Source organism: Variovorax sp. MHTC-1, from assembly GCF_003984645.1.
Lineage (GTDB): Bacteria > Pseudomonadota > Gammaproteobacteria > Burkholderiales > Burkholderiaceae_C > Variovorax.
Genome location: NZ_RWKI01000001.1, coordinates 624826 through 649262 on the forward strand (window position 1 = coordinate 624826; position 24437 = coordinate 649262).

A 24437-nucleotide genomic window follows, 5' to 3' on the forward strand; every position below is an offset into this window, starting at 1 on the left:
CGCTTCAGAGTAGCTTCAGGCCGCAGCGCCCGCGCGCCGCCCCTTGCGATCCGACATCGCCTTGGCCGCACGCGGAAGGATGAGCACGGCCAGCACGACCAGGACCAGCGTGATCGACATCGGCCGCTGGAAGAACACCGCCGCGCTACCCTCGCCGATCGACATCGCGTTGCGCAGCTGCGCTTCGGCGAGCGGCCCCAGGATCATGCCGACCACCACCGGCGCGGTCGGGAAATCGAAGCGCCGCATGAGAACGCCGATCACGCCGATGACGTAGAGCAGCACCAGGTCGAAGGCGCTCTGGCGCATGCCGTAGGCACCCACGGTCGCGAAGATCAGGATGCCCGCATAGAGCTGCGGCTTCGGAATCTTGAGCAGCTTGACCCACAGGCCGACCATCGGCAGGTTCAGCACCAGCAGCATCACGTTGCCGATGTAGAGCGATGCGATCAGCGCCCACACCAGCGCGGCAGAGGTGGTGAAGAGCTGCGGCCCGGGCTGGATGCCGTAGTTCTGGAACGCGCCGAGCAGGATGGCGGTGGTGTTCGAAGTCGGGATGCCGAGCGTCAAGAGCGGGATCAGCGCGGCCGTCACGGTCGCGTTGTTGGCGGCTTCGGGGCCGGCCACGCCTTCGATCGCGCCCTTGGTGCCGAACTCGGCCTTGTTGTCCGGGTCCTTGGCGAGCTTCTTCTCCGTCGCGTAGCTCAGGAAGGTGGGAATCTCGGTGCCCCCAGCCGGGATGCAGCCGAAGGGTGCGCCGATCGCCGTGCCGCGCAGCCAGGCCGGGATCGAACGCTTCCAGTCACGCCCCGTCATGTGCACGCGGCTCAGCTTGTTCTGGCTTTCGACCACGCGGCCTTCGTAGAGCACCGCGTAGAGCACCTCGGCCACGGCGAACAGGCCGACCGCGACCAGCACGATCTCGATGCCGTCGAGCAGCTCGGGAATGCCGCCGGTGTAGCGCCCCTGGCCGGAGATCTGGTCGAGCCCGATGCAGCCGGCGGCGAGGCCGATGAACAGCGCCGTCATCCCGCGCAGCGTGCTCTTGCCGAGCACGGCGCTCACCGTCGTGAAGGCCAGCACCATCAGGAGGAAATATTCGGGCGGCCCGAGCCGGACGGCGAAGTCGGCCACGAAAGGCGCGAACAGCGTGACGACCACGGTGGCGATGCTGCCGGCCACGAAGGAGCCGATCGCGGCGGTGGCCAGCGCGGCGCCCGCGCGGCCGCTCTTGGCCATCTTGTTGCCTTCCATCGCCGTCACCATGCTCGCCGTTTCGCCCGGCGTGTTGAGCAGGATGGAAGTGGTCGAGCCGCCGTACATGGCGCCGTAGTAGATGCCCGCGAAAAAGATCATCGAGGCCGTGATCTCGACCTTGCCGGTGATCGGCAACAGCATCGCCACCGCCACCGCCGGGCCGATGCCGGGCAGCACGCCGACGGCCGTGCCGAGGGCGCAGCCCACCAGGCACCAGAGCAGGTTGACGGGCGTGATCGCGAGCGCGAAGCCCTGCATCAATGCATTGAAGATGTCCATGTCAAGCCTCCCGAAGGGCCGACCCAAGGGCGGCTTGCGCCCCCTCGGGGGGCAGCGAACGAATGTGAGTGTGGGGGCCCATCAAATCCATCCCGTGGTCGTCAGGCCCGGCAGGTTGATCGCCAGGAACTTGGTGAAGAGCCAGTACACCGGCGCCGAGATCAGAAGGCCGGTCACGATGTCGGTGATCCAGGTGCGCGGCGCATTGACGGCCGCCTGGCCGTTGGCGCGCCGCAGCCCTTGCACGGCCAGCAGGTAGCACAGCGTGCAGCTCAGGATGAAGCCGATGGTGGTGATCAGCGCTGCATTGAGCAGCAGCCCGGCCGTCACCCAGGCGAAGCCGCTCCAGTAGGCCTGCACCGCGCCCGAAGGCGCATCCATGTCGCGGAAGCCGCCGGTGCGCGATTCCCAGATGATCCAGGCGCCGCACACGGTGAGCGCGACCGATACCAGCCAGGGCAGGAAGTTGGGGCCGACGCCGCCGTAGCCGGCCTCGGACGAGATGCCGATCGCGCCGAAGCCGAGCGCCAGGCCGACGAGGAGGATGCCGACGCCGACCAGCGTCTGCGGCCAGAGGGCGGGTTGCGGCGATCGGGGCTCGAGCGACGCGTCTCCGCTCGAGGAGGGGTCGATGTTGGACATTGTTCTGGACCTCGCGTTGGGTCAAGGAAAAAGGAGCACGCCGCCGGGCGACGCGCTCCCGCGCTTTCGCGAACGCGCGGCCTCAGACCATGCCGGACTTGATCATCGTCGCGCGCAGGCTCGCGAACTCGTCGTCCACGAACTTGGCGAAGGCTTCGCCCGACAGGACGGCCGGCGTCCAGTCGTTCTTCTTCATCGCCTCGTTCCAGGTCGGCGTCTTGATCGCGGCCAGCACCAGGTCGGTCAGCGCCTTGCGCTGCTCGGCCGTGATGCCGGGCGCGCCGTAAACGCCGCGCCAGTTGCCGATCTCGACGTCGATGCCCTGCTCCTTGAGCGTCGGCACGGTGCTGCCCGGCAGGCGCGTGGCGGAAGTGACGGCGATGGCGCGCATCTTCCCCGTCTTGATGTACTCGGCGAACTCGCTGTAGCCGCTGCCCCCGACCGTGACGTTGCCGCCCAGGATGGCCGCCGTGGCCTCGCCGCCGCCGCGGAAGGCGACGTAGTTGATCTTGGACGGATCGACGCCCACCTTCTGCGCGATCATGGCCGCGGCGATGTGCTCGGTGGAGCCGCGCGAGCCGCCGCCCCACTTGACGCTGCCCGGATCCTTCTTGAGCTGCTCGACCACGTCCTTCATGGTCTTCAGCGGCGAGTTCGCCGGCAGCACGAACACGTTGTATTCGCTCGTGATGCGCGCGATCGGCGTGGCCTGCGAGAGGTTGACCGGCGGCTTGCCGGTGATGATGCCGCCCAGCATCACGGCGCCCATCACCATCAGCGCATTGGGATCGCCCTTGGAGCCGTTGATGAACTGGGCCAGGCCCAGCGCGCCGGCGGCGCCGCCCTTGTTGTCGTAGGTGACCGTGTCGGCCAGCTTGCCGTCGGTCATGGCCTTGCCCAGCGCACGCCCCGTGGTGTCCCAACCGCCGCCCGGATTGGCCGGGATCATCATCTTGACGTTGGGGGCGGCCCAGGCCGAGAGTGGCAAGGCACCGGTGGCGGCCAGGGCGGCCAGGGACTTCAGAAAGGTATCTCGACGCATGCATGTCTCCTTGGATCTGGGATGCTGAACGCCCGCTATGATGCGCCGCCCCGCTGTCAGTTGGCTGTCCAGTGCACTGGGGTAAACACCGAATTCCGGCCATGAAGCTGCTGCTAGTCGAAGACGATCCGTCGATGCAAACCACGCTGCAGCGCACGCTCGGGCGCCGCATGATCGACGTGCGTCTTTGCGGCGACGGCGCCGAGGCGCTCGCGCAATGGCGCGCCCTCGAGCCCGACGTGGTGGCGCTCGACCTCAGCCTTCCCACGCTCGACGGCCTGCAGGTGCTGGCCCAGGCACGCGCCGAAGGCCTGCGCACGCCGGTGCTGCTCCTGACCGCGCGCGGCACGGTCGGCGACCGCGTCGTCGGCCTCAACGCGGGTGCCGACGACTACCTGCCCAAGCCCTTCGACCTCGACGAACTCGAAGCGCGCATCCGCGCCCTGCACCGGCGCCACCAGAGCGCCGGGCCCGAAGCCGCGACCCAGCTGCCGCAGGTCGGCGGACTGCGCTACGAAGCCGACAGCGGCGCGATCTACCACCGTGCCGAGGTGCTCGAGCTCACGCCGCGCGAGCTCGCGCTGCTCAAGGCGCTGATGGTCAAGCCGGGCCACGCGGTCAGCAAGGAGCGCCTGTTCGAGCTGGTCTTTCCCGGCGAGGCGGACGTGCAGTACGAAGCGATCGAGGTCGTCGTCTACCGCCTGCGCAAGAAGCTCGCGGGCACCGGCGCCGCCTTGATGACGCTGCGCGGCCTGGGCTATCTGCTGCGCGAAGAACGATGATCCGGCCTTTCTCGCTGCGCGCCAGGCTGCTGGTCGGCATCCTGGCGCCGGTCGCGCTGTTCATCGTGATCAACAGCGTGAGCCTCTATCGCCAGAGCCTGGCGGCCGCGACCACCGCCTACGACCGCACGCTGCTCGCCTCGGCCAAGACCATCGGCGAGCAGCTCGACGTGGAGGGCTACGACGAGGATGCCTCGCTGCGCGCCATCGTTCCCTACTCCGCGCTCGAAGCCTTCGAGGCCGACAACAAGAGCCGCATGTTCTATCGCGTCTCGGCGCAGGACGGCGAAATGATCTCGGGCTTTGCCGAGCTACCCTTCTGGCGCGGCAAGCTGCCGGACCGCCCGCCCTACGCGGCGCTGGTGGACTTCTACGATGCGCGCTTCCGCGAACAGCCGGTGCGCGTGGCGGTGCTGCTGCAGCCGGTGGCGAGCGCGCGCGGGCGCGGCATGGCGGTGGTGCAGGTGGCCGAGACGCTGGAGCTGCGCGAGACGCTGGCGCGCAAGCTGCTCGTCGACATGCTCTGGCGCCAGCTGGTGCTGCTGGCGGTGATCGCGGGGGTCACCGTGTTCGTGGTGCAGCGCGCTACCCGGCCGGTGCGCCAGCTGGGCGAAGCCATCGAGGCCCGGGCCGCCGACGATCTCTCGCCGATAGACGCGCCCGACGCGCCGCGCGAGCTGCGCCCCATGGTCGACGCCACCACCCGCGTCATGGGCCGGCTGCAGCGGCTGCTGGACCACCAGAAGCGCTTCGTGCGCGACAGCGCGCACCAGCTGCGCACGCCGCTGGCCGTGCTCAAGGCCCAGGTGCAGTCGGCGCGCCGCGGGGACGTGCCGACCGCGCAGGCGCTGGACGAGATCGGCGAAACGGTGGAGCGCGCGACCCTGCTTGCCAACCAGATGCTCTCGCTCGCCAAGGTCGAGCAGCTGCGGCAGCAGCCCGAGTCGGTGACGCTGGAGCTCGGCGAGGCGGTGCGCCAGGTGGCACTCGATGTGTCGCCGCTCCTGGCGGACAAGGCGCTCGACTTCGAGCTCTCGGTCGACGCGGCGCCGGTGTGGGTGCGCGCGCATCGCTGGATGCTGCAGGAACTGGCGCGCAACCTGCTGCACAACGCCATCAAGCACAGCCCGCGCGGCGGTGCGCTCGCGGTGCGTGTGCATGCCGAGGGCGATATGGCGGTGCTCGGAGTTCGCGACGACGGACCCGGCATCTCCGACGAATTGCGGCAGCGCCTCTTCGCGCCCTTCGCGGCCGGCGACCTGGTCAGCGGCTCCGGACTCGGGCTGGCGATCTGCCGCGAGATCGTGCTCGCCCTGGACGGGCGCATCGCGCTCGAGAACCGGGAAGCAGGCGGACAGCATGTCGGCTTGGATGCCGTCGTGCATCTCCCGCTGGCGCGCGATACTTGAAGTACATGGATCGACTTCGCATCGACAAGTGGCTCTGGGCCGCACGCTTCTTCAAGACGCGTTCGCTCGCGGCCGAAGAGATCGCAAAGAACCGCGTGCAGGTCAACGGCGACGTGGCCAAGGCTTCGCGCGAGGTGAAGGTGGGCGACACGGTCGCGATGCGGCTCGGCCCCCTGAGCCGCATCGTCCTGGTACGCGGCCTCAGCGGCCAGCGCGGCCCGGCGCCGGTGGCGCAGCAGCTCTACGAAGAAACGCCCGAGAGCTTGGCGGCGCAGGCGGCTGCACGCGAGCAGCGCCGCATGGGCAGCGAGCCGGCGCTCAGCATCGAGCAGGGGCGGCCCACCAAGCGCAACCGGCGCGAGCTCGACGACGCGCGCCGCGTCGACTGGGACAGCCGCTGGAGCGCCTCGCTGGACCCCGACGACAGCTGAACATCGCGTACCCTCTCGGACTCGTTGTTTTCGCAAGGAGTCCCTGCGCATGGCCAGCTTCAAGAATTTCCGCGTCGGCAGCAACTTCAGGCTGCAATCCATCGATTCCGCCGATACGGCTTTCATCGAAGGACCCGAAGACGCGCAGCGCGAACGGCTCGATACGCTGGCGAGCGAGCTCGACGAGCTGCAGAACCTGCTGCATGCCGAGGGCCGGCGCAAGCTGCTGCTGGTGCTGCAGGGCATGGACACCAGCGGTAAGGACGGCACCATCCGCTGGGTGTTCTCGCGCACCTCGCCGCTCGGCGTGCGGGTGACGGCCTTCAAGGCGCCGACCGAGGACGAACGCGCGCGCGACTTTCTCTGGCGCTGCCACGCCGTGGTGCCGCGCAGCGGCGAGATCATGGTCTGGAACCGCAGCCACTACGAGGACGTGCTGGTGCCGGTGGTCGAAGGCTGGATCGACAAGGCCGAGACCCGGCGCCGCTACGCGCAGATCAACGACTTCGAGCGGCTGCTCGCCGAAACGGGCACCGTGATCGTCAAGTGCATGCTGCACATCAGCAAGGACGTGCAGCGCGAACGCCTGCAGGCGCGCATCGACGAGCCCGAGAAGCGCTGGAAATTCAAGCTCGACGACCTGGACGTGCGCAAGAAATGGGGCGACTACCAGCGCACCTACGAGAAGGCGCTGGCCGCCACCTCCAGCGACCATGCGCCCTGGCACGTGGTGCCGGCCGACAGCAAGCGCCATCGCAACCTGATGATCGCGCAGCTGCTCGTCAAGACCCTGCGCGAGATGAAGCTCAAGGCGCCGCCCGGCGACCCGGCCATGGAGGGGCTGATCGTTCAGTAGGGCCGTCAAGGGTCCTGGCCGCTTTTCTCCCCCAAATGGCGTATTGAAAGGGCTTGGGCCCGGTGAGAGACTTCGCGCTCGCTCGATTCCGGGCCATCACCAACCCCAAGACAAAGATGGACGTCTTCACCTATTCAGAGCTGCTCACAGGCCTTCTTGCGGCGCTGGGCACCGGCATGCTGCTCCTGACGGCAACCAGCAGGGCACCGAAGGCGCTGCACGACGAGATCGCGCACCGGGTCGAACAGTCGATCGCCTTGCTCGACGACTGCAAGGACGCGCCCTCGCGCTGACTTCATCAAAGATCTGTCAGCTCCTCATCGATGGCGCGCGGTCTTGATGAGATCTGGTGCCACTGCCGATGCCAGTCGCGCCGGTGCGTGAAACGCAGCTCGCCGTCGCCGTCGTCGGTGCAGGCGTCGTCGGCAGCTGCATTGCGCTCGCACTGCAGAAGCGCGGCGCCGCGGTCACGCTGATCGATCGCGACGAACCCGGGCGCGGCTGCAGCTACGGCAACTCGGGGGCCATCAGCCCGGGCTCGCTGGCGCCGCTCGCGATGCCGGGGATTCTGTCCTCGGTGCCCGGCATGCTGCTGGACGAGGAAGGCCCGCTGCATCTTCCGCTGCGCTACCTGCCGACGGCGCTGCCCTGGCTGCTGCGCTTCATCGCCTCCGCGCAGCCCTCGCGCGTCGCGCTCTCGGCCGACAAGCTGGCCGCGCTGCACGCGGGCGCCGTCGACCGCCACGCCCAGTTGGCGCGCGAGCTGGGCGTGCCCGAGCTTTTCGTGCGCCGCGGGCATCTGCATCTCTATCCGGACGCGCGGACGCTGGCCAAGGATGCCGCCGTATGGCGCATGCGCCAGCACTACGGCTACCCGTTTCAGCAACTCGACCGCGCCGGCATCCTGGCGCTCGAACCGCGCGTGGGCGAGCGCTACCAGGTCGGCGTCTTCATGGCCGACCACGCGACCATCGTCAATCCCTTCCGCTACGTGCAGGCGATGGTGCGCGCCTTCGCCAGTCGCGGCGGCCAACAGCGGCGCGACGAGGTGCAGGCGATGACGCCGCTGGCCGACGGCCGCTGGCAGCTGCGCACGGCGGCGGAGGCCGATGCCGCGGCCAACGGCTTCGACCGGGTCGTGGTGGCCGCCGGCGCATGGGCGCGCCGGCTGCTGGACCCGCTCGGCGTGCGGCTCGCACTCGAGAGCCAGCGCGGCTACCACGTGCAGTTCGACGGCGGGCGCGACACCGTCTCGCGCACCGTGATCCTGGCCGACCGCAAGATCTTCGTCACGCCGATGGAAGACGGCCTGCGCGTCGGCGGCACGGTGGAGTTCGGCGGCCTCGCGAGTCCGCCAGAGCCGCGCCGCGCCGCGATCCTCGAGCGCATCGCACGCGAGACCTTCGGCGGGCTCGAGGCGCTGTCGTCCACCCAGTGGATGGGCCACCGGCCCTGCATGCCCGACTCGGTGCCGGTCATCGGCCCCGCCGCCGGCCGGCCCGGCCTGTGGCTCGCCGTCGGCCACGGGCACCTCGGCCTCACGGATTCCATCAACACCGCGCAGCGCATCGCCGACGGCATGCTCGCCGCGCGGGAGGCAAGCTGAACACGGGATTCAGCTTTTGGATGTCTGCCGGTCGGACCGGGTGGATCAAGCGGCCTCGGAGACCGCGAGCAGCTACTCGAAGGTCAATGCCCCGCTGGCAACCGTCGCGCGCCAGCGCCTTGACTCTTCGACGATGTATCTGCCGAAATCCTCGGGACTGCCGGCGCTTGGCTCGACACCCCATTTCGCGAAAGCCGCTGCGACGCAGGAGGCGGCGTGGACGTTCGCGCCGATCGGTGGCGTGGCCGTGTTCATCGCAGCCCGCCACCCCAGGACCTGCTGCGCGTCGAGCCGCGCCTGCCTACATCCCGGCCGCGAGGAAGCCCCCGTCCACTGCCAGCGTGACGCCGGTCACATAGCGCGCCGCCGGCGACGCCAGGAACACCGCAGCGCCGACGAGCTCATCGAGCTCGCCGAAGCGGCCCATCGGAATGCGCGACATGGCCCTCTGCTTCCGCTCGTCGGTCATCGAGTCCTTGTTGAGGTCCGTCATGAAGAAGCCCGGCGCAATCGCATTGACGCGCACGCCGCGTGCGGCCCATTCGGAGGCAAGAGTTTCGGTGAGTGCGCGAACCGCGTGCTTGCTCATGCAATAGATCCCGTTGCGCGCAAAGCCGCGGAACGACGCGAGCGAGGCGATGCCGATGATGCAGCCGCTGCCCCGCTCGAGCATGGCCGATCCGAAGCGCGTCGAGGCGAACCAGACGCTCTTCGCATTGGTGTCCATGATGCGGTCGTAGTCCGCCTCGTCGTATTCTTCGGCCGCTTTCAGGCGCATGACGCCCTGCGCGTTGACCAGCACGTCGGGCAGGCCCACCGACCCGATCACGTCTGCGCGCAGCTGCTCCAGCGCCTGCAAGTCCGCTGCGTCCACGCAGAAGGCCCTCGACTCGGCGCCGTGCGACTGGATCAGCGCGCAGGATTGCGCCAGCATCTCCGGTCGGCGGCCGGCCACGTGGACATCGGCGCCGGCATCGGCCAGGCCGACCGCGATGGCTCGGCCGATGCCGCTGCCGCCGCCGATCACCAGCGCCTGCAGGCCTTCGAGCGTGAAGCGTTCCTCGTGCGTCATGCGTTCTCTCCTCGGTGGGATGGCGGAATGCGAACGAAGCCCAACTGCTCCGACAGTTCCCGCGCCAGCACTGCCAGCGGCGTGCGCACGGCCAGCAGCTTCTGATGCGTCATGCGCTGCCGAGGCCCCAACACGCACATCGACGCCACGACCTCGCCTGTGTAGCAGAACACCGGCATGGCGATGCAGCGCAAGCCCTTGAACTGCTCCTCGTCGTCGAGCGCGTAGCCCGCGTTGCGAATGCGGCGCAGCTCGCTCTCGAACGCCTCCGGCGTGGTGATGGTCTTGGGCGTGAGCGGCCGCATCGGCTCGCGCGCCAGCGCAGCCACGACCTCGGCGCGCGGCAGCCAGGCGGCCAGCGCCTTGCCGACCGCGGTGCAGTAGATCGGGCGCACCGCACCCACGTCCTGCACCACGCGCACCGGCCCGTCGGCTTCGCGCTTGGCCGCGATGGTCACCTTGCCGCCGGTCCAGACGGCCACGCTGCTGCCTTCGCCGGTCTCCCGCGTCAGCCGCTCCAGGTAGGGCTGCGCCAGATCCCCGATCTGCTCGGCGCTCCATCTGCGCTCGGTGAGCTGATGCAGCCTCGCCGTCAGGGCATAGCTGCGCGTCTCCTCTTCCTGACGCAGCCAGCCCAGGCCCACCAGGGTCTGCATCAGATGGTGGGCCGTGCTTCGATGCAGGCCCAGGCGGCGCGCGGCATCGGTCAGCGCGACCGGGCCGGCCGTACCCGCCAGCAGCTCGAGCACGGCCAGGCCGCGCTCGAGGGATCGATGGGTGCTCGGGCCGGCGTCCGTAGAGGACGCCTTCGAACGGACGCGCGCGGCGCGCCCGGGGAGCTGTTTCATAGTCTTAAACGCTATTGCCATGTATGTTTCATTTTCTAGAATAGCACCAGGTGGTCTCCAAAGTCCGCCACAGGAGACAAGAGATGAATGCGAACAACGCAATGCGCCCTCTCGTCGCCGTGCTCGGCATGCTCGCGGCGCTGGCCTTCCCCGATGTCCAGGCGCAGGCAGCCAAGACCTTCTCGCTCAAGTTCAACCACGTGCTCGGGCCGAAGGAGCCGTACCACGAGGGATTCATCCGCTGGGGCAAGCGCGTCGAGGAGCGCACCAAGGGCGGGCTGAAGATCGAGGTCTTCCACAGCGCGCAGCTCGGCAAGGAAGAAGACATCATCGAGCAGATCCGCCAGGGTGCGAACCTGGGGCAGAACACCGATTCCGCGCGCCTCGGCAACTACGTGCCGGCCATCGCCGTGATGAACGGCCCCTACTTCGCGGAGACGCTCGAAGAAGTCGCGAAGCTGCGCAAGGCGCCGAGCGTGCTCAAGTGGCAGGAGGAGCTCGCCAGCAAGCATGGCCTGAAGGTGGTGTGCTTCAACTGGGTGCAGGGCTATCGCCATTTCTTCACCAACAAGCCGGTGCGCAAGCCAGAAGACCTGAAGGGCCAGCGCATTCGCACGCCGCCGGCGCCGATCTGGCAGGAGTCGGTGCGCGCGCTCGGTGCGGCGCCGGTCGCCATGGCATTCGGCGAGATGTACCCGGCCCTGCAGCAGAAAGCCATCGACGGCGTCGAGCTGGTCTACAACAACATCCCCGGCGGGCGCTTCTACGAAGTGCTGAAGTACGCGAACGAGACCCGGCACATCATGCTGATCAACTTCGAGGTGGTGAGCAGCAAGTGGTTCGACGGCCTGCCCAAGGACTACCAGTCGGCGCTGGTGGAGGAATGCGACAAGGCCGGCGAAGACACCAGCAAGACCATCCTGCGCCTCGAAGCCGAAGTGAAGCAGCAGCTCAAGGGCCGCGGCATGACGGTTGTGGAAGACGTGGACCTTGCAGCCTTCCGCAAGGCCGGCGAGCAGGCGTACGAGGCCCTCAAGCTCAGCGGCGTGCGGGACGCGGTGCACAAGGAGATCGGCAAGAAGTGAAGCCGGCGAGCCGATGAAGAAGCTCTATCAGGCCTTGCTGCGCGTCGAGGCTCGCGTGGCCGCGACCTTCCTGGTCGCGATGGTCCTGTTGATCTTCAGCGGCGGCATCGCCCGCCTCATTGGCGAACCGCTGAACTGGACCACCGATGCGGCCACCTGCCTGTTCGCCTGGGCCTGCTTCCTGTGCGCGGATGTGGCCTGGCGCCGCGACGCGCTGATGTCGGTCGAAGTCCTGACCGGCAGGCTGTCGCCCCGATGGCAGAAGCTGCTGCGCCTTGCAAACTACCTGCTGATCGGCGCTTTCCTGCTCTATGTGACGACCATGGGCCTGTGGCTGTCGTGGATCAGCCGCGCGCGCAGCTTCCAGGGCATCCCGGAGATCAGCTATTCGTGGGTCACCATGAGCATGCCGGTCGGCGGTTTGCTGCTGCTCGTCACGACCGTTCTCAAGGCGCGCAGCGAGTTCGCCCGCACGGAGCATGGGGCGAAGGCGGCGCAGTGCTGATCGTTTCGCTGGCCTTCCTGGTGTTCCTGCTGATGGGCATGCCGGTGGCCTTTGCCATCGGCATCTCGGGCGCCCTGTTCTTCGTGCAGCACCCCGAGCTGCCTTCCACCATTCCGATCCAGTTGACCATCACGCAGACGCAGAATTTCGCGCTGCTGGCCGTGCCGCTTTTCATTCTGGCCGGCAACTTCATGAACAAGTCCGGCATCACCGAGCAGTTGCTGCGGCTGGCCGGCGTGCTGGCGGGCCGGCTCACCGGCGGGCTCGCGCAGGTGTCGGTCGCGATGGCTGCGCTCATGGGCGGCGTCTCCGGCTCCTGCATCGCCGATGCCGCCATGCAGGCGCGCATTCTGGGCGCCGAGATGCGCAAGCGCGGCTTCTCGCGCGGCTATGCGGCAGGCGTGCTCTCCTTCGGCTCGGTGCTCACGCCGATGATTCCGCCGGGTATCGGCTTCATCCTCTACGGCACCGTCGGCCAGGTGTCCATCGGCCGGCTGTTCGCGGCAGGTTTCGTGCCGGCGTTGATGCTCTGGACAGCGCTTGCGCTCACGATATCGGCGACGGCCCGGCGCCGCGGCTATGCGCCGGAGCGCGCCACGCGGCCGAGCGCGCGCGAGATCGGCGCCGCCGCCTGGGGCGGCATCTGGGCCCTGCTGTTTCCGGTGTTCCTGCTGGTGGGCCTGCGCTTCGGCATCTTCACACCGTCGGAGATCGGTGCCTTTGCCGTGGTCTACGCAGTGGTGATCGGCCTCGCGGCCTACCGCCAGCTGCAAGGCGCCGCCATGCGCGAAGCGCTGGAGAGCAGCCTCATGGACATCGGCTCGGTAATGTTCCTGCTCGCGCTCTCGGCGATCTTCGGCTACGGCATCGTCTTCGAGCGCGTGCCGGAGGTAGTCTCTGCGGCGCTGCTGGGCCTTACCGACAACCCCGAGCTGATCATGGTGCTTGTGGTGCTGTTCATCCTCGTGGCCGGATGCTTCATCGACGGCACCGTGCTGATCATCATGCTGACGCCGATCTTCCTGCCCCTGGTCACCGAGCTGGGTGTCGATCCGGTGCACTTCGGCTTGGTGTTCATCATTGCCGCCACCATCGGCAACTTCACGCCGCCGGTCGGCTCTGCGATGTACGCGGTGTGTTCCATCCTGCGCTGCCCTATCGGGGAATACACGCGCGAGTCGCTCCCCTTCCTCGCGGTCGTCAGCGCCGTGACGGCGCTGCTGGTCTTCGTGCCGCAGCTCGTGCTGCTGGTGCCGGATCTGATCTTCGGAAAAGGCTAGGACGGTCGGCAATGGCGACGTTCAATCCAGCTTGAGGTTGGCCGATTTGATGACGCGCGCCCACTTGTCGATTTCAGTCTTCTGGAAGGCCGCCAGCTCGGCAGGCGTCATGCCTCCGGGCTCGATGCCCTGCTCCATCAGCTTGGACTTCACCTCCGGGTCGTTCACCACCTTGATCAACTCGGCAGAAAGTTTGTCGACGATGGCTTTCGGCACGCCAGCCGGCGCAAAGATCGCCTGCCACGACACCACGCTGAACCCGGGCATGGTTTCGGCCATGGCCGGAATCTCGGGCAGCTGCGCTGCGCGTTTCTCGGAAGTCACCGCCAAAGCGCGCAGCTTGCCTGCCTTGATCTGCGGCAGGGCCGGTGCCAGGTTCTCGAAGATGAGCTCGGGTCCCTGGCCGGACAGCAGTCCATTCAAGGACTCGGCGCTGCTCTTGTACGGCACATGCACCATCTTGCCGCCGCTGGTTTGCTCGAAGAACACGCCAGAGAGATGCTGCGAAGTGCCGTTGCCTGAAGAGGCGTAGCTGACCGTGCCGGGCTTGCTTCGAATCGCCGTGATCACGTCCTGCACGGTCTTGAACGGGCTGTCGGCGCGTACCACCAGCACGTTCGGCATGGATCCGATCATGGTGATCGGCTGGAAGTTCTTGATCGGGTCGTATGGCAGCTTCGAATAGAGACTCACGTTGATCGCGTGCGAACTGATGGTGCCGCCCTGGATGGTGTAGCCATCCGGCGCCGCCTTCGCCGTGTAGTCCGTTCCCATTCCTCCGCCTGCGCCCGGCTTGTTCTCGATGACGAAGGTGGTTCCCAGCGACGGCCCTGCCTTGCTCGTGACCAGGCGCGCCAGAATGTCGGTGGTCCCTCCGGCTCCGAAGGGCACGACGTAGGTGATGGGTTTGCTGGGCCACTTGTCCTGCGCCGCGAGTGGCATCGCGGCAGAAGCGGCGGCAGCGATGGCCGCGTACAGCATGATTCGACGTTGCATGAGGGTCTCCTGTGTCGTCCGAAGAAGCTTCGCAGTTCCCCGCTGCATTTGCTCCTCGCGGAAATCCCGATGGCGCTGCCTCGCAGTCCCTGCATGAAGGCGAAAATCAACGGCATGCACCAAGACCATTGCCCGCCGCTGCGTTTCCCCCGCCTTGTTCCCACAGCGCTCGCGATCGCGCTGCTGGGAGCCTGCGCTTCCGCGCCATCTACGGCACCATCGCAGTCATCCAGCGCGAACCTTCCCGCGGCCGCGGGCGGAGCGGCGCTCCCGCAGGGGTTCGCACGGTGGGTTGCGGATTTCCGCACCGCCGCGCGCGCAGCGGGCATCAGCGAGGCAACGCTGCGCAGCGCATTCGACAACGTCCAATATCTTCCGCGCGTCATCGAACTGGATCGTGCGCAGCCCGAAGTCACGCGCACGGTCTGGGACTACCTCGAGAGCACCGTGACGACTCAACGCGTCGCCGCTGGGCAGGACAAGCTGCTGCAGCTTCGCAACGAAGCCGAAGCAGCGGCCTCGCGCTACGGCGTCCCGCCGAGCATCGTGGTCGCCATCTGGGGCATGGAAAGCAACTACGGCAGCAACTACGGCAGTACCCCGACGATCGACGCGCTGGCGACGCTGGGTTTCGAGGGACGCCGCGAGGACTGGGCGCGCAGCGAGCTGCTCGCGGCGCTGAAGATTGTCGACAACGGCGACATCGAGCGCGAACGCATGATCGGCTCCTGGGCTGGCGCCATGGGCCAGACCCAGTTCCTGCCGTCGAGCTTCGTCGCTTACGCGGTGGATGCCGATGGCGATGGGCGGCGCGACATCTGGGGCAGCATGGCCGATGTGATGGCTTCGACCGCGAACTTCCTGTCGCGCTCGGGCTGGCAGGCGGACAAGCCTTGGGGCGTCGAGGTCCGCTTGCCGACCGGCTTCGACTATGGCCGCGCCGACGCAACCGTGCGCCAGCCGACCGCTCAATGGGCCACTGAGGGTCTGCGCACCGTGGACGGCCAGCCGCTGCCGGAGTTTGCCGACGGCACGATCTTGCTGCCCGCGGGAGCCCGCGGGCCGGCCTTCCTGGTCGGATCGAACTTCCGTGCCATCTTGCACTACAACAACTCGACCAGCTATGCGCTCGCGGTCGGCCTTCTTGCGCAGCGGCTCGCCGGCGGCTCGGGCGTGCAGGCGCCTTGGCCGCGGGATCTGGCCGCGCTCACGCGCAGCCAGCTGCTCGAGCTGCAGACCGCGCTCAATCAGCGTGGCTTTGCCAGCGGAGCGCCCGACGGTGTCATGGGCCCGGCGACCCGTGAAGGGCTGCGCCGCTATCAACGCAGTGTCGGCTTGCCCGCGGACGGCTATCCGAGCGCGGAGCTGCTTCAGCGCCTGCAGGAACATTAGGCGGAGGTCAGCGCTGCGCGGACGCGTCACGCGCCTCACGTTGCCGGCGTTCAGGCCTTCGATCGACCGCCGGTGCGAGCCTGGTCGCACAGCGTTCTGATCCGATCGCGGCTTTCCTGCGCGGCCGCAGCCTGGCGGGCGATCAAATCGCGGACGTCGGGTGGCAGATTCCGCTCTATCGCTTGCAGGCAGCGCACCATGGCTGCCTCTTCGCCGCGCTCGCACTCTTCGAGGATCGACAACTCGCTGTTGGCGCCAATCGCGCCCTTCACATGCACCCACCGCCGGTGAATCGCCGCGCCCGTGGTGCCGCCCTCGGCCGGCAAGCCGCCGTGGCGGCGTATCAGTTGCGCCAGTCCGTCGCAGACTTCGTGGTACTGCGAGGCGCGCTGGTTGAGCGCTTGCCTCTGGCTCGATCCGGCAGGCAGCTCCTTCGCACAAGTTCGAAACCCGTACTCTCCGTTGCGCGCATTCTCGAGCAGATCGTTCAGCACTTCGAGCGTCTCATCGTCGCAGCGCATGACGGCCGGATTCGCGCCTGCGGCGACTGATCCGTCAGCGAGGACGGGAAGATCGTTGCTGGTGGCCATGCTTGTCTCCCTGGAGTTGTTCGATGCAAGGTCGATGAGGATCATGATTACGGCGGCGGCCGCCGTTCACGTCGTCCCCTCGCGAAGGCGCCTGTAAGCGCAGGCCGAATCCGACAGCGGGCGTCTTCCGGCAGCCTTGCCCTACCGCGAACAGCGCCTCCTTCTCACTTGCCGCCGAAGCGGCACTGCTACGGTGATCAGCACCGCAGAGCGCAGCCAGACCTCCACCCGTTCGGCTTGTCGCTGCGGCGCTGGATACCTAATATGACCTGAGCCCGGCGAGGGGCTGGGCATGGGGAGCAATCATGACCAGGTACTTGGCCGTAGTGGTGATCTTCCTCTCAGGCTTTGGGCTGACCGGTCTCACGCAGGCGCAATTTGCGCCAACGCCTCCAGCCATCCTGAGCCCGCCGGGCACACAGGTGCCAGTCCCCAGACGAGCCAACGCGTCAGCGCGACAGGTCCAAGATTTCCTGAAGGCCAACCCGGAACTCCAAACAGGGATCAAGTTGCCAGACGGTGCAACGGCCAAGGCTCTTCGCGCCATTCCAGGCGGCGTCCGCTACCAAGTGGAGGGTGCAGCTCAGGCCGAGGTGGTCATCGTCGATGTGAAGGGACCGCCTCAGGTCCTGGCAAGAAGCTTTCTGGAGACAACCTGGGAGGGCGTGAAGAAGGCGGTTGCTGCCACCAATGAAATTCTCGGTGCGATCCCCGGGGCGGGCAGCAGCACTCAAAAAGGATGCACGAATGTCAACGTCGACGGCGGGGGGAAGGTGGTCATCGTCAGCACAGGGCAAGACAGCAAGCGGATGTGCGACGGTGTCGAATAGGAGCTGGATGGGCATCGCCGGACGCAAAAAAGCCCAAGAGTTTTGATTCTCTTGGGCTCTTTCAGCTCCATGGATATTCATGGAGGCATTACTGGCGGAACCGGAGGGATTCGAACCCTCGATGAGGCTCTACACCCCATACTCCCTTAGCAGGGGAGCACCTTCGGCCACTCGGTCACAGTTCCTGGAAACAGCAATTATGCCAGCTTAGGCGGCCGGTTGATCGAGATCGAAGGCCTTGTGCAGCGCGCGCACCGCGAGCTCCATGTACTTTTCGTCGATCACGACCGAGGTCTTGATCTCGCTGGTCGAGATCATCTGGATGTTGATGCCCTCCTCGCTCAGGACGCGGAACATCTTGCTCGCGACGCCGACGTGGCTGCGCATGCCGATGCCGACGATGCTGACCTTGCAGATCTTGGTGTCGCCGACGATGTCGGCCGCACCCAGCGTGGGCAGCACCTTGGCCTTGAGCAGGTCGACCGCCTTCGCGTAGTCGTTGCGGTGCACCGTGAAGCTGAAGTCGGTGCGCCCGTCCTTGCTCAGGTTCTGGATGATGACGTCGACCTCGATGTTCGCGTCGGCGATGGCGCCGAGGATGTGGTACGCGATGCCGGGCTTGTCCGGCACGCCGAGCACGGAGATCTTGGCTTCGTCGCGGTTGAATGCGATGCCGGATACGACGGCTTGTTCCATGTTTTCGTCTTCCTCGAAAGTGATCAGGGTGCCGGAGCGGGCTTCTTCCTGGATGTCGATGTCCCACGGCGTGAAGCTCGACAGCACGCGCAGCGGCACCTGGTACTTGCCGGCGAATTCGACCGAGCGGATCTGCAGCACCTTGGAGCCCAGGCTCGCCATCTCGAGCATCTCTTCGAAGCTCACGGTGGTCAGCCGGCGCGCATCGGGTTCGACGCGCGGGTCGGTGGTGTAGACGCCGTCGACGTCGGTGTAGATGAGGCACTCGTGCGCTTTCATCGCCGCCGCGATCGCGACCGCCGAGGTGTCGCTGCCGCCGCGCCCCAGCGTGGTGATGTTGCCCGCGTCGTCGACGCCCTGGAAGCCGGTGACGACAACGACCTTGCCGGCGTCGAGGTCGGCGCGCACGCGCTCGTCGTCGATGCTTTCGATGCGGGCCTTGGTGAAGGCGCTGTCGGTCTTGACCTGAACCTGCCAGCCGGCATAGCTGACTGCCTGCATGCCCTCGGCCTGCAGCGCGATCGCCAGCAGCGCCGACGAGGCCTGCTCGCCGGTGGAAGCCAGCATGTCGAGCTCGCGGTTGTGGTCGTCGCCGGGTTTGGGCGGGGCCAGCTCTTTGGCGAGGCCGAGCAAGCGGTTGGTTTCGCCGCTCATGGCGCTCGGCACCACCACCATCTGGTGGCCGGCGCGTGCCCACTTGGCGACGCGCTTGGCGACATTGCGGATGCGCTCGGTCGAGCCCATCGACGTACCGCCGTATTTGTGAACGATCAATGCCATGGGTGAAGTCAGGACAGAAGGATTCGGATGCCGCATGCCGGCATCCGTGTTCCGCCGGGCGCCGTTCAGCGCGAAGGCTGAGGGCTACGGCAGGGGACGGGCATTGTACCAACGCAGAAACTCGCCCTCGCGCAGGAGGTAACCGTCGGCAACCTTGAGACGGATGCGGTGGCCGCGCGTGCTGCAAGCCGCGATCTGGTCGAGCAGCTGATCGAGCTGGGCCTCGCTCGGCACCGCGCCGTGTTCGCGCTTGAGCCAGTGGCGCAGCGCATTGGCAAGACGCTCGCGCGGCAGCGCACGCAATGCGGCGAGCGTCGGCGGCGAACCCGCGGTGGCGATGTCCTGCGCAGCGATCTCGGCCAGGAGGCCCGAAGCCTTGGCCGCGTTGCGCGCCGAGCGCGCAAAGGTTTCGCGAAACTGCGGCAAGGCGGCTGCGAGCGTCGGCAGCACCTGCAGGCGGATGCGGTTGCGCGTGTAGCGCAGGTCGGTGTTGCTGGGGTCGTCGATGTGCGCGGTGGCGCTGGCGGCAATCCATTCGCGCAGCGCGCTCGCATGCACCTCGAGCATCGGACGGTGGAAGTCGACGCCATGGCGCTCGATCCGGGGCGGCATGCCGGCCAATCCGTCGAGGCCGGCGCCGCGGCTGAGCGCGATGAGCATCGTCTCGACCTGGTCGTCGGCATGCTGCGCCAGCGCGACATGCTGCAGGCCATGGGCTTGGGCGAGCGCGGCCAGCGTTTGGTAGCGCGCCCGGCGCGCGGCATCTTCGGGGCTCTCGCCGGGTGCGTGCCGGGCATCGACGCGGCCCACGTGCAGCGGCACGCCCAGGGCGCTGCACGTGGCGGCGCAATGGGCTTCGAAGTCGTCGGCTGCGTGCTGCAGGCCGTGATGCACATGCAGCGCCTGGATCTGTCCGGGCCAGCGCTGCGCCGCGGCATGCAGCAGCGCCGTGGAGTCGGCACCGCCGCTGTAGGCGATGCCCAGCGGCAAGGGCGCCGCCCAGGACGCGAGCGCTGGGGCGGCGGGATTCTGCATCGGAGGTAGCAGGCCGGGAACGGCCGCGCGGGCTACTTGGCGCTCTCGGCCTTGGTGTCGGCGAAGCGGCCGTAGCTCTGCAAACGCTCGTAGCGGCGGTCGAGCAGCTCCTTCGGCTTCAGGTCGCCGACTTGGCGGAAGGCGTCGTTGAGCGCGCGCTTGAGGAAGGCGGCCATCTGCCGGTGGTCGCGGTGCGCGCCGCCGACCGGCTCGTTGACGATCTTGTCGACCAGGCCCAGGGCCTTGAGCCGGTGCGCAGTGATGCCGAGGGCATCGGCCGCCTCCTGGGCCTTGTCGCTGGTCTTCCAGAGGATCGAGGCGCAGCCTTCGGGACTGATGACGGAGTACACCGAGTACTGCAGCATCAGCACCTGGTCGCCGACCGAGATCGCCAGCGCGCCGCCGGAACCGCCCTCGCCGATGATGGTGACGATGATCGGCACCTCGAGCTGTGCCATCTCGAAGATGTTGCGGCCGATGGCCTCGGACTGGCAGCGTTCCTCGGCATCGATGCCGGGATAGGCGCCCGGCGTATCGACGAAGGTGAACACCGGCAGCTTGAATTTCTCGGCGGTCTTCATGAGCCTGAGCGCCTTGCGGTAGCCCTCGGGCTTGCTCATGCCGAAGTTGCGTGCCGTGCGCTCCTTGGTATCGCGGCCCTTCTGGTGGCCCAGCACCATGCAGGGCGTGCCGTTGAAGCGCGCCAGGCCGCCGACGATCGACAGGTCGTCCGCGAAGTGGCGGTCGCCGTGCAATTCGACGAAGTCGGTGAAGATCTCGCCCACGTAGTCGAGCGTGTAGGGCCGTTCCGGATGACGCGCGATCTTGGTGATCTGCCACGGCGTCAGGTCGCTGTAGATTTCCTTGGTGAGCTGCTGGCTTTTTTTGCTGAGTTGATCGATCTCTTCCGAAATGTCGACCGCCGATTCGGTCTGTACATAGCGCAGTTCTTCGATCTTGGATTCGAGCTCCGCAACGGGTTGCTCGAAGTCGAGGAAGGTTCGTTTCGCCAACGTCTTCTCCTGTTGTCAGTATGCGACCGGTAGCGGGTCGAGCGATCGCCAAATATACCAAGTCGCGACGCTGCAATATGGTGCCCAGGCAACCGCGACCTCGCGGGCATCGCTGCGGCTCACCGGGTCGCCCGAGAAATAGCTCTGACTGATGCCGTTGATCAGCCCGGCGTCGTCCAGCGGCAGCACGTTTGGCCGCATCAGGTGGAAGATCAGGAACATCTCGGCGGTCCAGCGGCCGATGCCCCGGATCGCGACCAGCTCGGCGACGATCATCTCGTCGGACATGTCTTCCCAGGCGTCGACGTGCACGATGCCGGAATCGAAATGCAGGGCCAAGTCGACCAGGTACTCGATCTTGCGCGCCGACAGGCCGGCGGCGCGCATGTCGTCGACCTTGAGCTTCAGCACGTTGGCGGGCGTCATTCTGCGCGGCAGCGTGGCGAAGCGATCCCAGACGGACTGCGCTGCCTTCACCGAGATCTGCTGGCCCACGATGCTGCGCGCCAGCGTGGTGAAGGCGTCGCCGCGCGACTCCAGGCAGGCGTCGCCGAACTGCGGGATCAGCCGCTTCATGACGCGGTCCTTCTTGGCCAAGTGCTTGCAAGCTTCTTCCCAGTAGTCGGGGGTGAAGACTTCGATGGTCGGTTTCTTGGCGGCAGGCATTTTTTCTTCTCGGTCCCTTACTTGGACACGGTCCATGTCGTACCGGTCGGCGAGTCCTTCAGCACGATGCCCTGGGCGAGCAGATCGTTGCGGATGCGGTCGGCCTGCGCGAAGTTCTTCGCCGCCTTGGCCTCGGCGCGCTCGGCGATCAGGACCTGGATCGCGGCATCGTCGAGCGTGCTGCCGGCCTGCAGGAATTGCTGCGGATCGGCCTGCAACAGGCCGAGGCAGCCGCCCAGCGCCTTCAGCAGCCCGGCGGCCTCGGCCGAGCGCGTGCGGTTCACCTCGCCGGCCAAGTCGAAAAGAACCGCAACCGCTTCGGGCGTGCCGAAGTCCTCGTCCATCGCCGCCTTGAAGCGTGCGGCGTAGGGCTCGTACCAGTCGATCGCGACCGCGGCCGGCGCCACCAGTTGCAGCGCCGTATAGAGCCGCTTGAGCGAGGCGCGCGCATCGTCGAGATGCACATCGCTGTAGTTGAGCGGGCTGCGATAGTGCGCACGCACGACGAAGAAGCGCACGGTCTCGGCGTCGTACTGTTTGAGCACATCGCGGATCAGGAAGAAGTTGCCCAGGCTCTTGGACATCTTCTCGTCGTCGATGTTGATGAAGCCGTTGTGCATCCAAACGCGGGCCAACGGCTTGCCGCTCGCGCCCTCGCTCTGCGCGATTTCGTTCTCGTGATGCGGAAACTGCAGGTCCATGCCGCCGCCGTGGATGTCGACGGTCTCGCCGAGCAATTGGCAGGCCATGGCCGAGCACTCGATGTGCCAGCCGGGACGGCCGGCGCCGAAATCGCTGGACCACTTGACCTCGTCGGGCTCTGTGGGCTTCGCGCTCTTCCAGAGCACGGGGTCGAGGGGATCTTCCTTGCCGTCCAGCACGGCCACGCGCTCGCCGGCGTGGAGCTCGTCGAGCGTCTTGCCGGAGAGCTTGCCGTAGCCCGGGAACTTGCGCACCGCGTAGTTGACGTCGCCGTTGGTCGAGCGATAGGCGAGGCCCTTTTTCTCGAGCGTGGCGATCATCGACAGCATCTGCGGAATGAACTCGGTCGCGCGCGGTTCGTGCGCGGGCCGCTCGATGCCCAGCGCATCGGCATCCTCGTGCAACGCGTCGATCATGCGGTCGGTGAGCGCGCGAATGCTCTCCCCGTTCTCCACCGCGCGGCGGATGATCTTGTCGTCGATGTCGGTGATGTTGCGCACATAGTCGACCTCGAATCCTGACAGTTTCAGCCAGCGCTGCACCACGTCGAAAGCAATCATCGAGCGCGCATGGCCCAGGTGGCAGTAGTCGTAGACCGTCATTCCGCACACGTACATGCGCACCCGGCCGGGTTGCAAAGGAGAAAATTCCTCCAGCTCACGCGAGAGCGTGTTGTAGATGCGAAGACTCATGAGGCTCGGAACGCGTCGTTTCGCACCCATGCGATACGGGTGGCGACAGGGGTTTTTCAGGGGTGTGGATGCTGTTGCGACAAGGGGTTGAACGCGGCCCCTCGGCTACAATCCACCGCAGTATAAACGGCCGCCGCCGGATATTTTCCGGGTGTTTTCGAGGCCCGCGTCTCCCCCATCTCTCGAGGCTTCATGAAGCACGCCGCTCTCCCCTTCCCCATGGTTCTGCGCATTCTTTCGGCCCTCCTGTTGGTGCTCGCCGCCGGTGCGGCGCAAGCCGACGACTATGCCGATGTCAACGCATTGCTGCGTCAGGGCAAGTCCCAAGAAGCGCTGGCAAAAGCCGATGCCTACATCGCAGGCAAGCCGCGCGATCCGCAAATGCGCTTCCTGCGCGGCGTGATCCTGACCGAGCAGGGCAAGCAGGCCGACGCGACCGCGGTGTTCACGCAGCTCACGCAGGATTTCCCCGAGCTGCCCGAGCCCTACAACAACCTCGCGGCGCTGTACGCCGCGCAGAGCCAGTTCGACAAGGCCCGCGCCGCGCTCGAAATGGCGATCAAGCTCAACCCGAGCTACGCCACCGCGCACGAAAACCTGGGCGATGTCTATGCCCGCCTCGCCGGCCAGTCCTATGGCCGCGCGCAACAGCTCGAAGCCGGCAACACCACCGTGGCGCCCAAGCTCGCGCTGATCCGCCAGCTCTTCACGACGCCGACCTCCGGCGCACTGCCGCCCGCGACGAGCGTCATCCGCAAGCCCGTTCGCCAATAAGCACCCGCCGCCTGCCCGCGAGAGCGGCACGGGCAGCGCTCTTCCTTCGAAAGCGAGTCTTCTCTTGAACATGCACGTCTTCTCACGCCGCACGGCACTGGTCCTGGCCGCGAGCCTGGCCATCGCGAGCCCCAGCTGGGCGCAGAGCGCGCCGCGCGTCAAGCTCAGCACCTCGGCCGGCGACATCGTGATCGAACTCGCGCCGGACAAGGCGCCCAAGACGGTCGAGAACTTCCTGCAGTACGTCAAGGACAAGCACTACGACGGCACAGTGTTCCATCGCGTGATCGACGGCTTCATGATCCAGGGCGGCGGCTTCACGGCCGACCTGCAGCAAAAAGCCACGCGCGCGCCGATCCCGCTCGAGGCCGGCAACGGCCTCAAGAACGACAAGTACACGATCGCGATGGCGCGCACCGGCAACCCCAACTCGGCCACCTCGCAGTTCTTCATCAACGTAAAGGACAACGCGATGCTCAACGCACCCAACCCCGACGGCTACGGCTACACCGTGTTCGGCAAGGTGGTGGCGGGCACCGAGGTGGTCGACAAAATCCGCGCCGCGCGCACGGGCAACAAGAACGGCATGCAGGACGTGCCGGTCGAAAGCATCACCATCCAGTCCGCCACCGTGGCGAAGTAACCCAAAGGAGCAACCCAATGAGCAACCCCAAAGTCGAACTGCACATCAAGGACCAGGGCGTGATCACGCTCGAACTCGACCAGGACAAGGCGCCGAAGTCGGTCGAGAACTTCCTCGCCTATGTGACCAAGGGTCACTACGACAACACCGTGTTCCACCGCGTCATCCCCGGCTTCATGGTGCAGGGCGGTGGCTTCGAGCCGGGCATGACGCAGAAGCCGACCGGCGCCGAGATCCAGAACGAGGCCAACAACGGCCTCAAGAACGACAACTACACCGTCGCCATGGCCCGCACCAGCGCGCCGCATTCGGCTACGGCCCAGTTCTTCATCAACGTGGCCGACAACGGTTTCCTGAATCACACCGCGCCGTCGGCGCAGGGCTGGGGCTATGCAGTGTTCGGCAAGGTCGTGGGCGGCAAGGAAGTGGTGGACAAGATCAAGGCCGTGAAGACCGGCCGCAAGGGCTTCCACGACGACGTGCCGCTCGAAGACGTGGTGATCGAGAAGGCCGTCGTCAAAGACTGATCCATCG

General features: G+C 66.9%; 27 protein-coding genes and 1 tRNA gene. 14 read left to right on the forward strand and 14 right to left on the reverse strand.

Translation table 11 applies throughout. The features are described 5' to 3' along the window. Positions 1-15 precede the first annotated feature (15 nt). The 3 genes from EJI01_RS02960 to EJI01_RS02970 form a co-directional block, all read right to left on the reverse strand. Complete coding sequence (locus tag EJI01_RS02960; protein WP_126835597.1) at positions 16-1536, reverse strand: tripartite tricarboxylate transporter permease; 1521 nt, start codon at positions 1534-1536, stop codon at positions 16-18. An 81-nt stretch (positions 1537-1617) separates the two neighbouring features. Further along, positions 1618-2178: a tripartite tricarboxylate transporter TctB family protein gene (locus tag EJI01_RS02965; protein WP_126835598.1), complete on the reverse strand. Its 561-nt coding sequence runs from the start codon at positions 2176-2178 to the stop codon at positions 1618-1620. An 82-nt stretch (positions 2179-2260) separates the two neighbouring features. Continuing rightward, positions 2261-3220 carry a Bug family tripartite tricarboxylate transporter substrate binding protein gene (locus EJI01_RS02970; RefSeq protein WP_126835599.1) on the reverse strand — a complete coding sequence of 320 codons (960 nt, stop codon included), beginning with the start codon at positions 3218-3220 and terminating at the stop codon, positions 2261-2263. A gap of 101 nt (positions 3221-3321) precedes the next feature. On the opposite strand from EJI01_RS02970, the gene EJI01_RS02975 reads away from it, so the two are divergent. The 6 genes from EJI01_RS02975 to EJI01_RS02995 all read left to right on the forward strand — a co-directional run bounded on the left by EJI01_RS02975 (position 3322) and on the right by EJI01_RS02995 (position 8304). Beyond that, positions 3322-4002, forward strand: coding sequence for a response regulator transcription factor (locus EJI01_RS02975; RefSeq protein ID WP_126835600.1), 681 nt, complete (start codon positions 3322-3324; stop codon positions 4000-4002). Next, complete coding sequence (locus EJI01_RS02980) at positions 3999-5411, forward strand: sensor histidine kinase (protein ID WP_126835601.1); 1413 nt, start codon at positions 3999-4001, stop codon at positions 5409-5411. Before EJI01_RS02975 ends, EJI01_RS02980 begins: the two co-directional genes overlap by 4 nt. A 5-nt stretch (positions 5412-5416) precedes the next feature. Further along, positions 5417-5842 (forward strand): RNA-binding S4 domain-containing protein, encoded by a 426-nt coding sequence (locus EJI01_RS02985; protein WP_126835602.1) that lies wholly within the window; start codon positions 5417-5419, stop codon positions 5840-5842. Between the two features lie 49 nt (positions 5843-5891). Further along, complete coding sequence (locus EJI01_RS02990) at positions 5892-6698, forward strand: PPK2 family polyphosphate kinase (protein WP_126835603.1); 807 nt, start codon at positions 5892-5894, stop codon at positions 6696-6698. Between the two features lie 116 nt (positions 6699-6814). Next, entirely contained in the window at positions 6815-6991 is a 177-nt protein-coding gene (locus tag EJI01_RS28615) for a hypothetical protein (RefSeq protein ID WP_185878789.1), read from the forward strand. Between the two features lie 68 nt (positions 6992-7059). Continuing rightward, positions 7060-8304 (forward strand): NAD(P)/FAD-dependent oxidoreductase, encoded by a 1245-nt coding sequence (locus EJI01_RS02995; RefSeq protein WP_185878790.1) that lies wholly within the window; start codon positions 7060-7062, stop codon positions 8302-8304. Between the two features lie 72 nt (positions 8305-8376). Here the strand turns inward: EJI01_RS02995 and EJI01_RS03000 are convergent, their stop codons facing one another. From EJI01_RS03000 to EJI01_RS03010, 3 genes are read right to left on the reverse strand one after another with little or no spacing between them, the layout of a single operon-like run. After that, positions 8377-8559 (reverse strand): hypothetical protein, encoded by a 183-nt coding sequence (locus tag EJI01_RS03000; protein WP_126835605.1) that lies wholly within the window; start codon positions 8557-8559, stop codon positions 8377-8379. 46 nt (positions 8560-8605) lie between these two features. After that, positions 8606-9376, reverse strand: coding sequence for an SDR family NAD(P)-dependent oxidoreductase (locus EJI01_RS03005; protein ID WP_126835606.1), 771 nt, complete (start codon positions 9374-9376; stop codon positions 8606-8608). Then, positions 9373-10224 carry an IclR family transcriptional regulator gene (locus EJI01_RS03010; protein ID WP_165031698.1) on the reverse strand — a complete coding sequence of 284 codons (852 nt, stop codon included), beginning with the start codon at positions 10222-10224 and terminating at the stop codon, positions 9373-9375. Before EJI01_RS03010 ends, EJI01_RS03005 begins: the two co-directional genes overlap by 4 nt. A gap of 83 nt (positions 10225-10307) precedes the next feature. Here EJI01_RS03010 and EJI01_RS03015 point away from each other — a divergent pair, with 83 nt between their 5' ends. The 3 genes from EJI01_RS03015 to EJI01_RS03025 are packed head-to-tail and all read left to right on the forward strand — an operon-like array spanning position 10308 to position 13094. Beyond that, on the forward strand, positions 10308-11309 hold the full coding sequence (locus EJI01_RS03015; RefSeq protein WP_221885626.1) for a C4-dicarboxylate TRAP transporter substrate-binding protein: 1002 nt from the start codon (positions 10308-10310) through the stop codon (positions 11307-11309). 13 nt (positions 11310-11322) lie between these two features. After that, complete coding sequence (locus tag EJI01_RS03020; protein WP_126835608.1) at positions 11323-11814, forward strand: TRAP transporter small permease; 492 nt, start codon at positions 11323-11325, stop codon at positions 11812-11814. After that, positions 11808-13094 (forward strand): TRAP transporter large permease, encoded by a 1287-nt coding sequence (locus tag EJI01_RS03025; protein ID WP_126835609.1) that lies wholly within the window; start codon positions 11808-11810, stop codon positions 13092-13094. The genes EJI01_RS03020 and EJI01_RS03025 overlap by 7 nt, the downstream gene beginning before the upstream one ends. Before the next feature lie 21 nt (positions 13095-13115). Here the strand turns inward: EJI01_RS03025 and EJI01_RS03030 are convergent, their stop codons facing one another. Continuing rightward, positions 13116-14090, reverse strand: a complete 975-nt coding sequence (locus EJI01_RS03030) for a Bug family tripartite tricarboxylate transporter substrate binding protein (protein WP_126835610.1) — start codon at positions 14088-14090, stop codon at positions 13116-13118. 93 nt (positions 14091-14183) lie between these two features. Between EJI01_RS03030 and EJI01_RS03035 the strand changes: the two genes are divergently transcribed. After that, positions 14184-15482 (forward strand): lytic murein transglycosylase, encoded by a 1299-nt coding sequence (locus EJI01_RS03035; RefSeq protein WP_260602285.1) that lies wholly within the window; start codon positions 14184-14186, stop codon positions 15480-15482. A gap of 50 nt (positions 15483-15532) precedes the next feature. Here EJI01_RS03035 and EJI01_RS03040 read toward each other — a convergent pair whose 3' ends face one another. Next, on the reverse strand, positions 15533-16072 hold the full coding sequence (locus EJI01_RS03040) for a PA2169 family four-helix-bundle protein (RefSeq protein ID WP_260602286.1): 540 nt from the start codon (positions 16070-16072) through the stop codon (positions 15533-15535). A gap of 305 nt (positions 16073-16377) precedes the next feature. Here EJI01_RS03040 and EJI01_RS03045 point away from each other — a divergent pair, with 305 nt between their 5' ends. Beyond that, on the forward strand, positions 16378-16902 hold the full coding sequence (locus tag EJI01_RS03045; RefSeq protein ID WP_126835611.1) for a hypothetical protein: 525 nt from the start codon (positions 16378-16380) through the stop codon (positions 16900-16902). A gap of 92 nt (positions 16903-16994) precedes the next feature. Here EJI01_RS03045 and EJI01_RS03050 read toward each other — a convergent pair. From EJI01_RS03050 to cysS, 6 genes are all read right to left on the reverse strand, one after another. Beyond that, positions 16995-17087 (reverse strand) — tRNA-Ser (locus EJI01_RS03050). A gap of 22 nt (positions 17088-17109) precedes the next feature. Beyond that, complete coding sequence (locus EJI01_RS03055) at positions 17110-18378, reverse strand: aspartate kinase (RefSeq protein WP_126835612.1); 1269 nt, start codon at positions 18376-18378, stop codon at positions 17110-17112. Positions 18379-18462: 84 nt separating this feature from the next. Then, positions 18463-19413 (reverse strand): tRNA lysidine(34) synthetase TilS, encoded by a 951-nt coding sequence (gene tilS, locus EJI01_RS03060; RefSeq protein WP_126835613.1) that lies wholly within the window; start codon positions 19411-19413, stop codon positions 18463-18465. Positions 19414-19445: 32 nt separating this feature from the next. Beyond that, positions 19446-20426, reverse strand: coding sequence for an acetyl-CoA carboxylase carboxyltransferase subunit alpha (locus EJI01_RS03065; protein ID WP_126835614.1), 981 nt, complete (start codon positions 20424-20426; stop codon positions 19446-19448). A gap of 15 nt (positions 20427-20441) precedes the next feature. Beyond that, on the reverse strand, positions 20442-21128 hold the full coding sequence (locus tag EJI01_RS03070) for a DNA-3-methyladenine glycosylase family protein (RefSeq protein WP_409513924.1): 687 nt from the start codon (positions 21126-21128) through the stop codon (positions 20442-20444). Then, positions 21110-22486, reverse strand: coding sequence for a cysteine--tRNA ligase (gene cysS / locus EJI01_RS03075; protein WP_126835616.1), 1377 nt, complete (start codon positions 22484-22486; stop codon positions 21110-21112). The genes EJI01_RS03070 and cysS overlap by 19 nt, the downstream gene beginning before the upstream one ends. A 192-nt stretch (positions 22487-22678) precedes the next feature. Between cysS and EJI01_RS03080 the strand changes: the two genes are divergently transcribed. The 3 genes from EJI01_RS03080 to EJI01_RS03090 all read left to right on the forward strand — a co-directional run bounded on the left by EJI01_RS03080 (position 22679) and on the right by EJI01_RS03090 (position 24430). Next, positions 22679-23260 carry a tetratricopeptide repeat protein gene (locus tag EJI01_RS03080; protein ID WP_126835617.1) on the forward strand — a complete coding sequence of 194 codons (582 nt, stop codon included), beginning with the start codon at positions 22679-22681 and terminating at the stop codon, positions 23258-23260. A gap of 70 nt (positions 23261-23330) precedes the next feature. Continuing rightward, positions 23331-23903, forward strand: coding sequence for a peptidylprolyl isomerase (locus EJI01_RS03085; RefSeq protein ID WP_126835695.1), 573 nt, complete (start codon positions 23331-23333; stop codon positions 23901-23903). A gap of 17 nt (positions 23904-23920) precedes the next feature. After that, a complete protein-coding gene (locus tag EJI01_RS03090; protein WP_126835618.1) occupies positions 23921-24430 on the forward strand; it encodes a peptidylprolyl isomerase in 510 nt (169 codons plus the stop codon). The last annotated feature ends 7 nt before the right edge of the window (positions 24431-24437 follow it).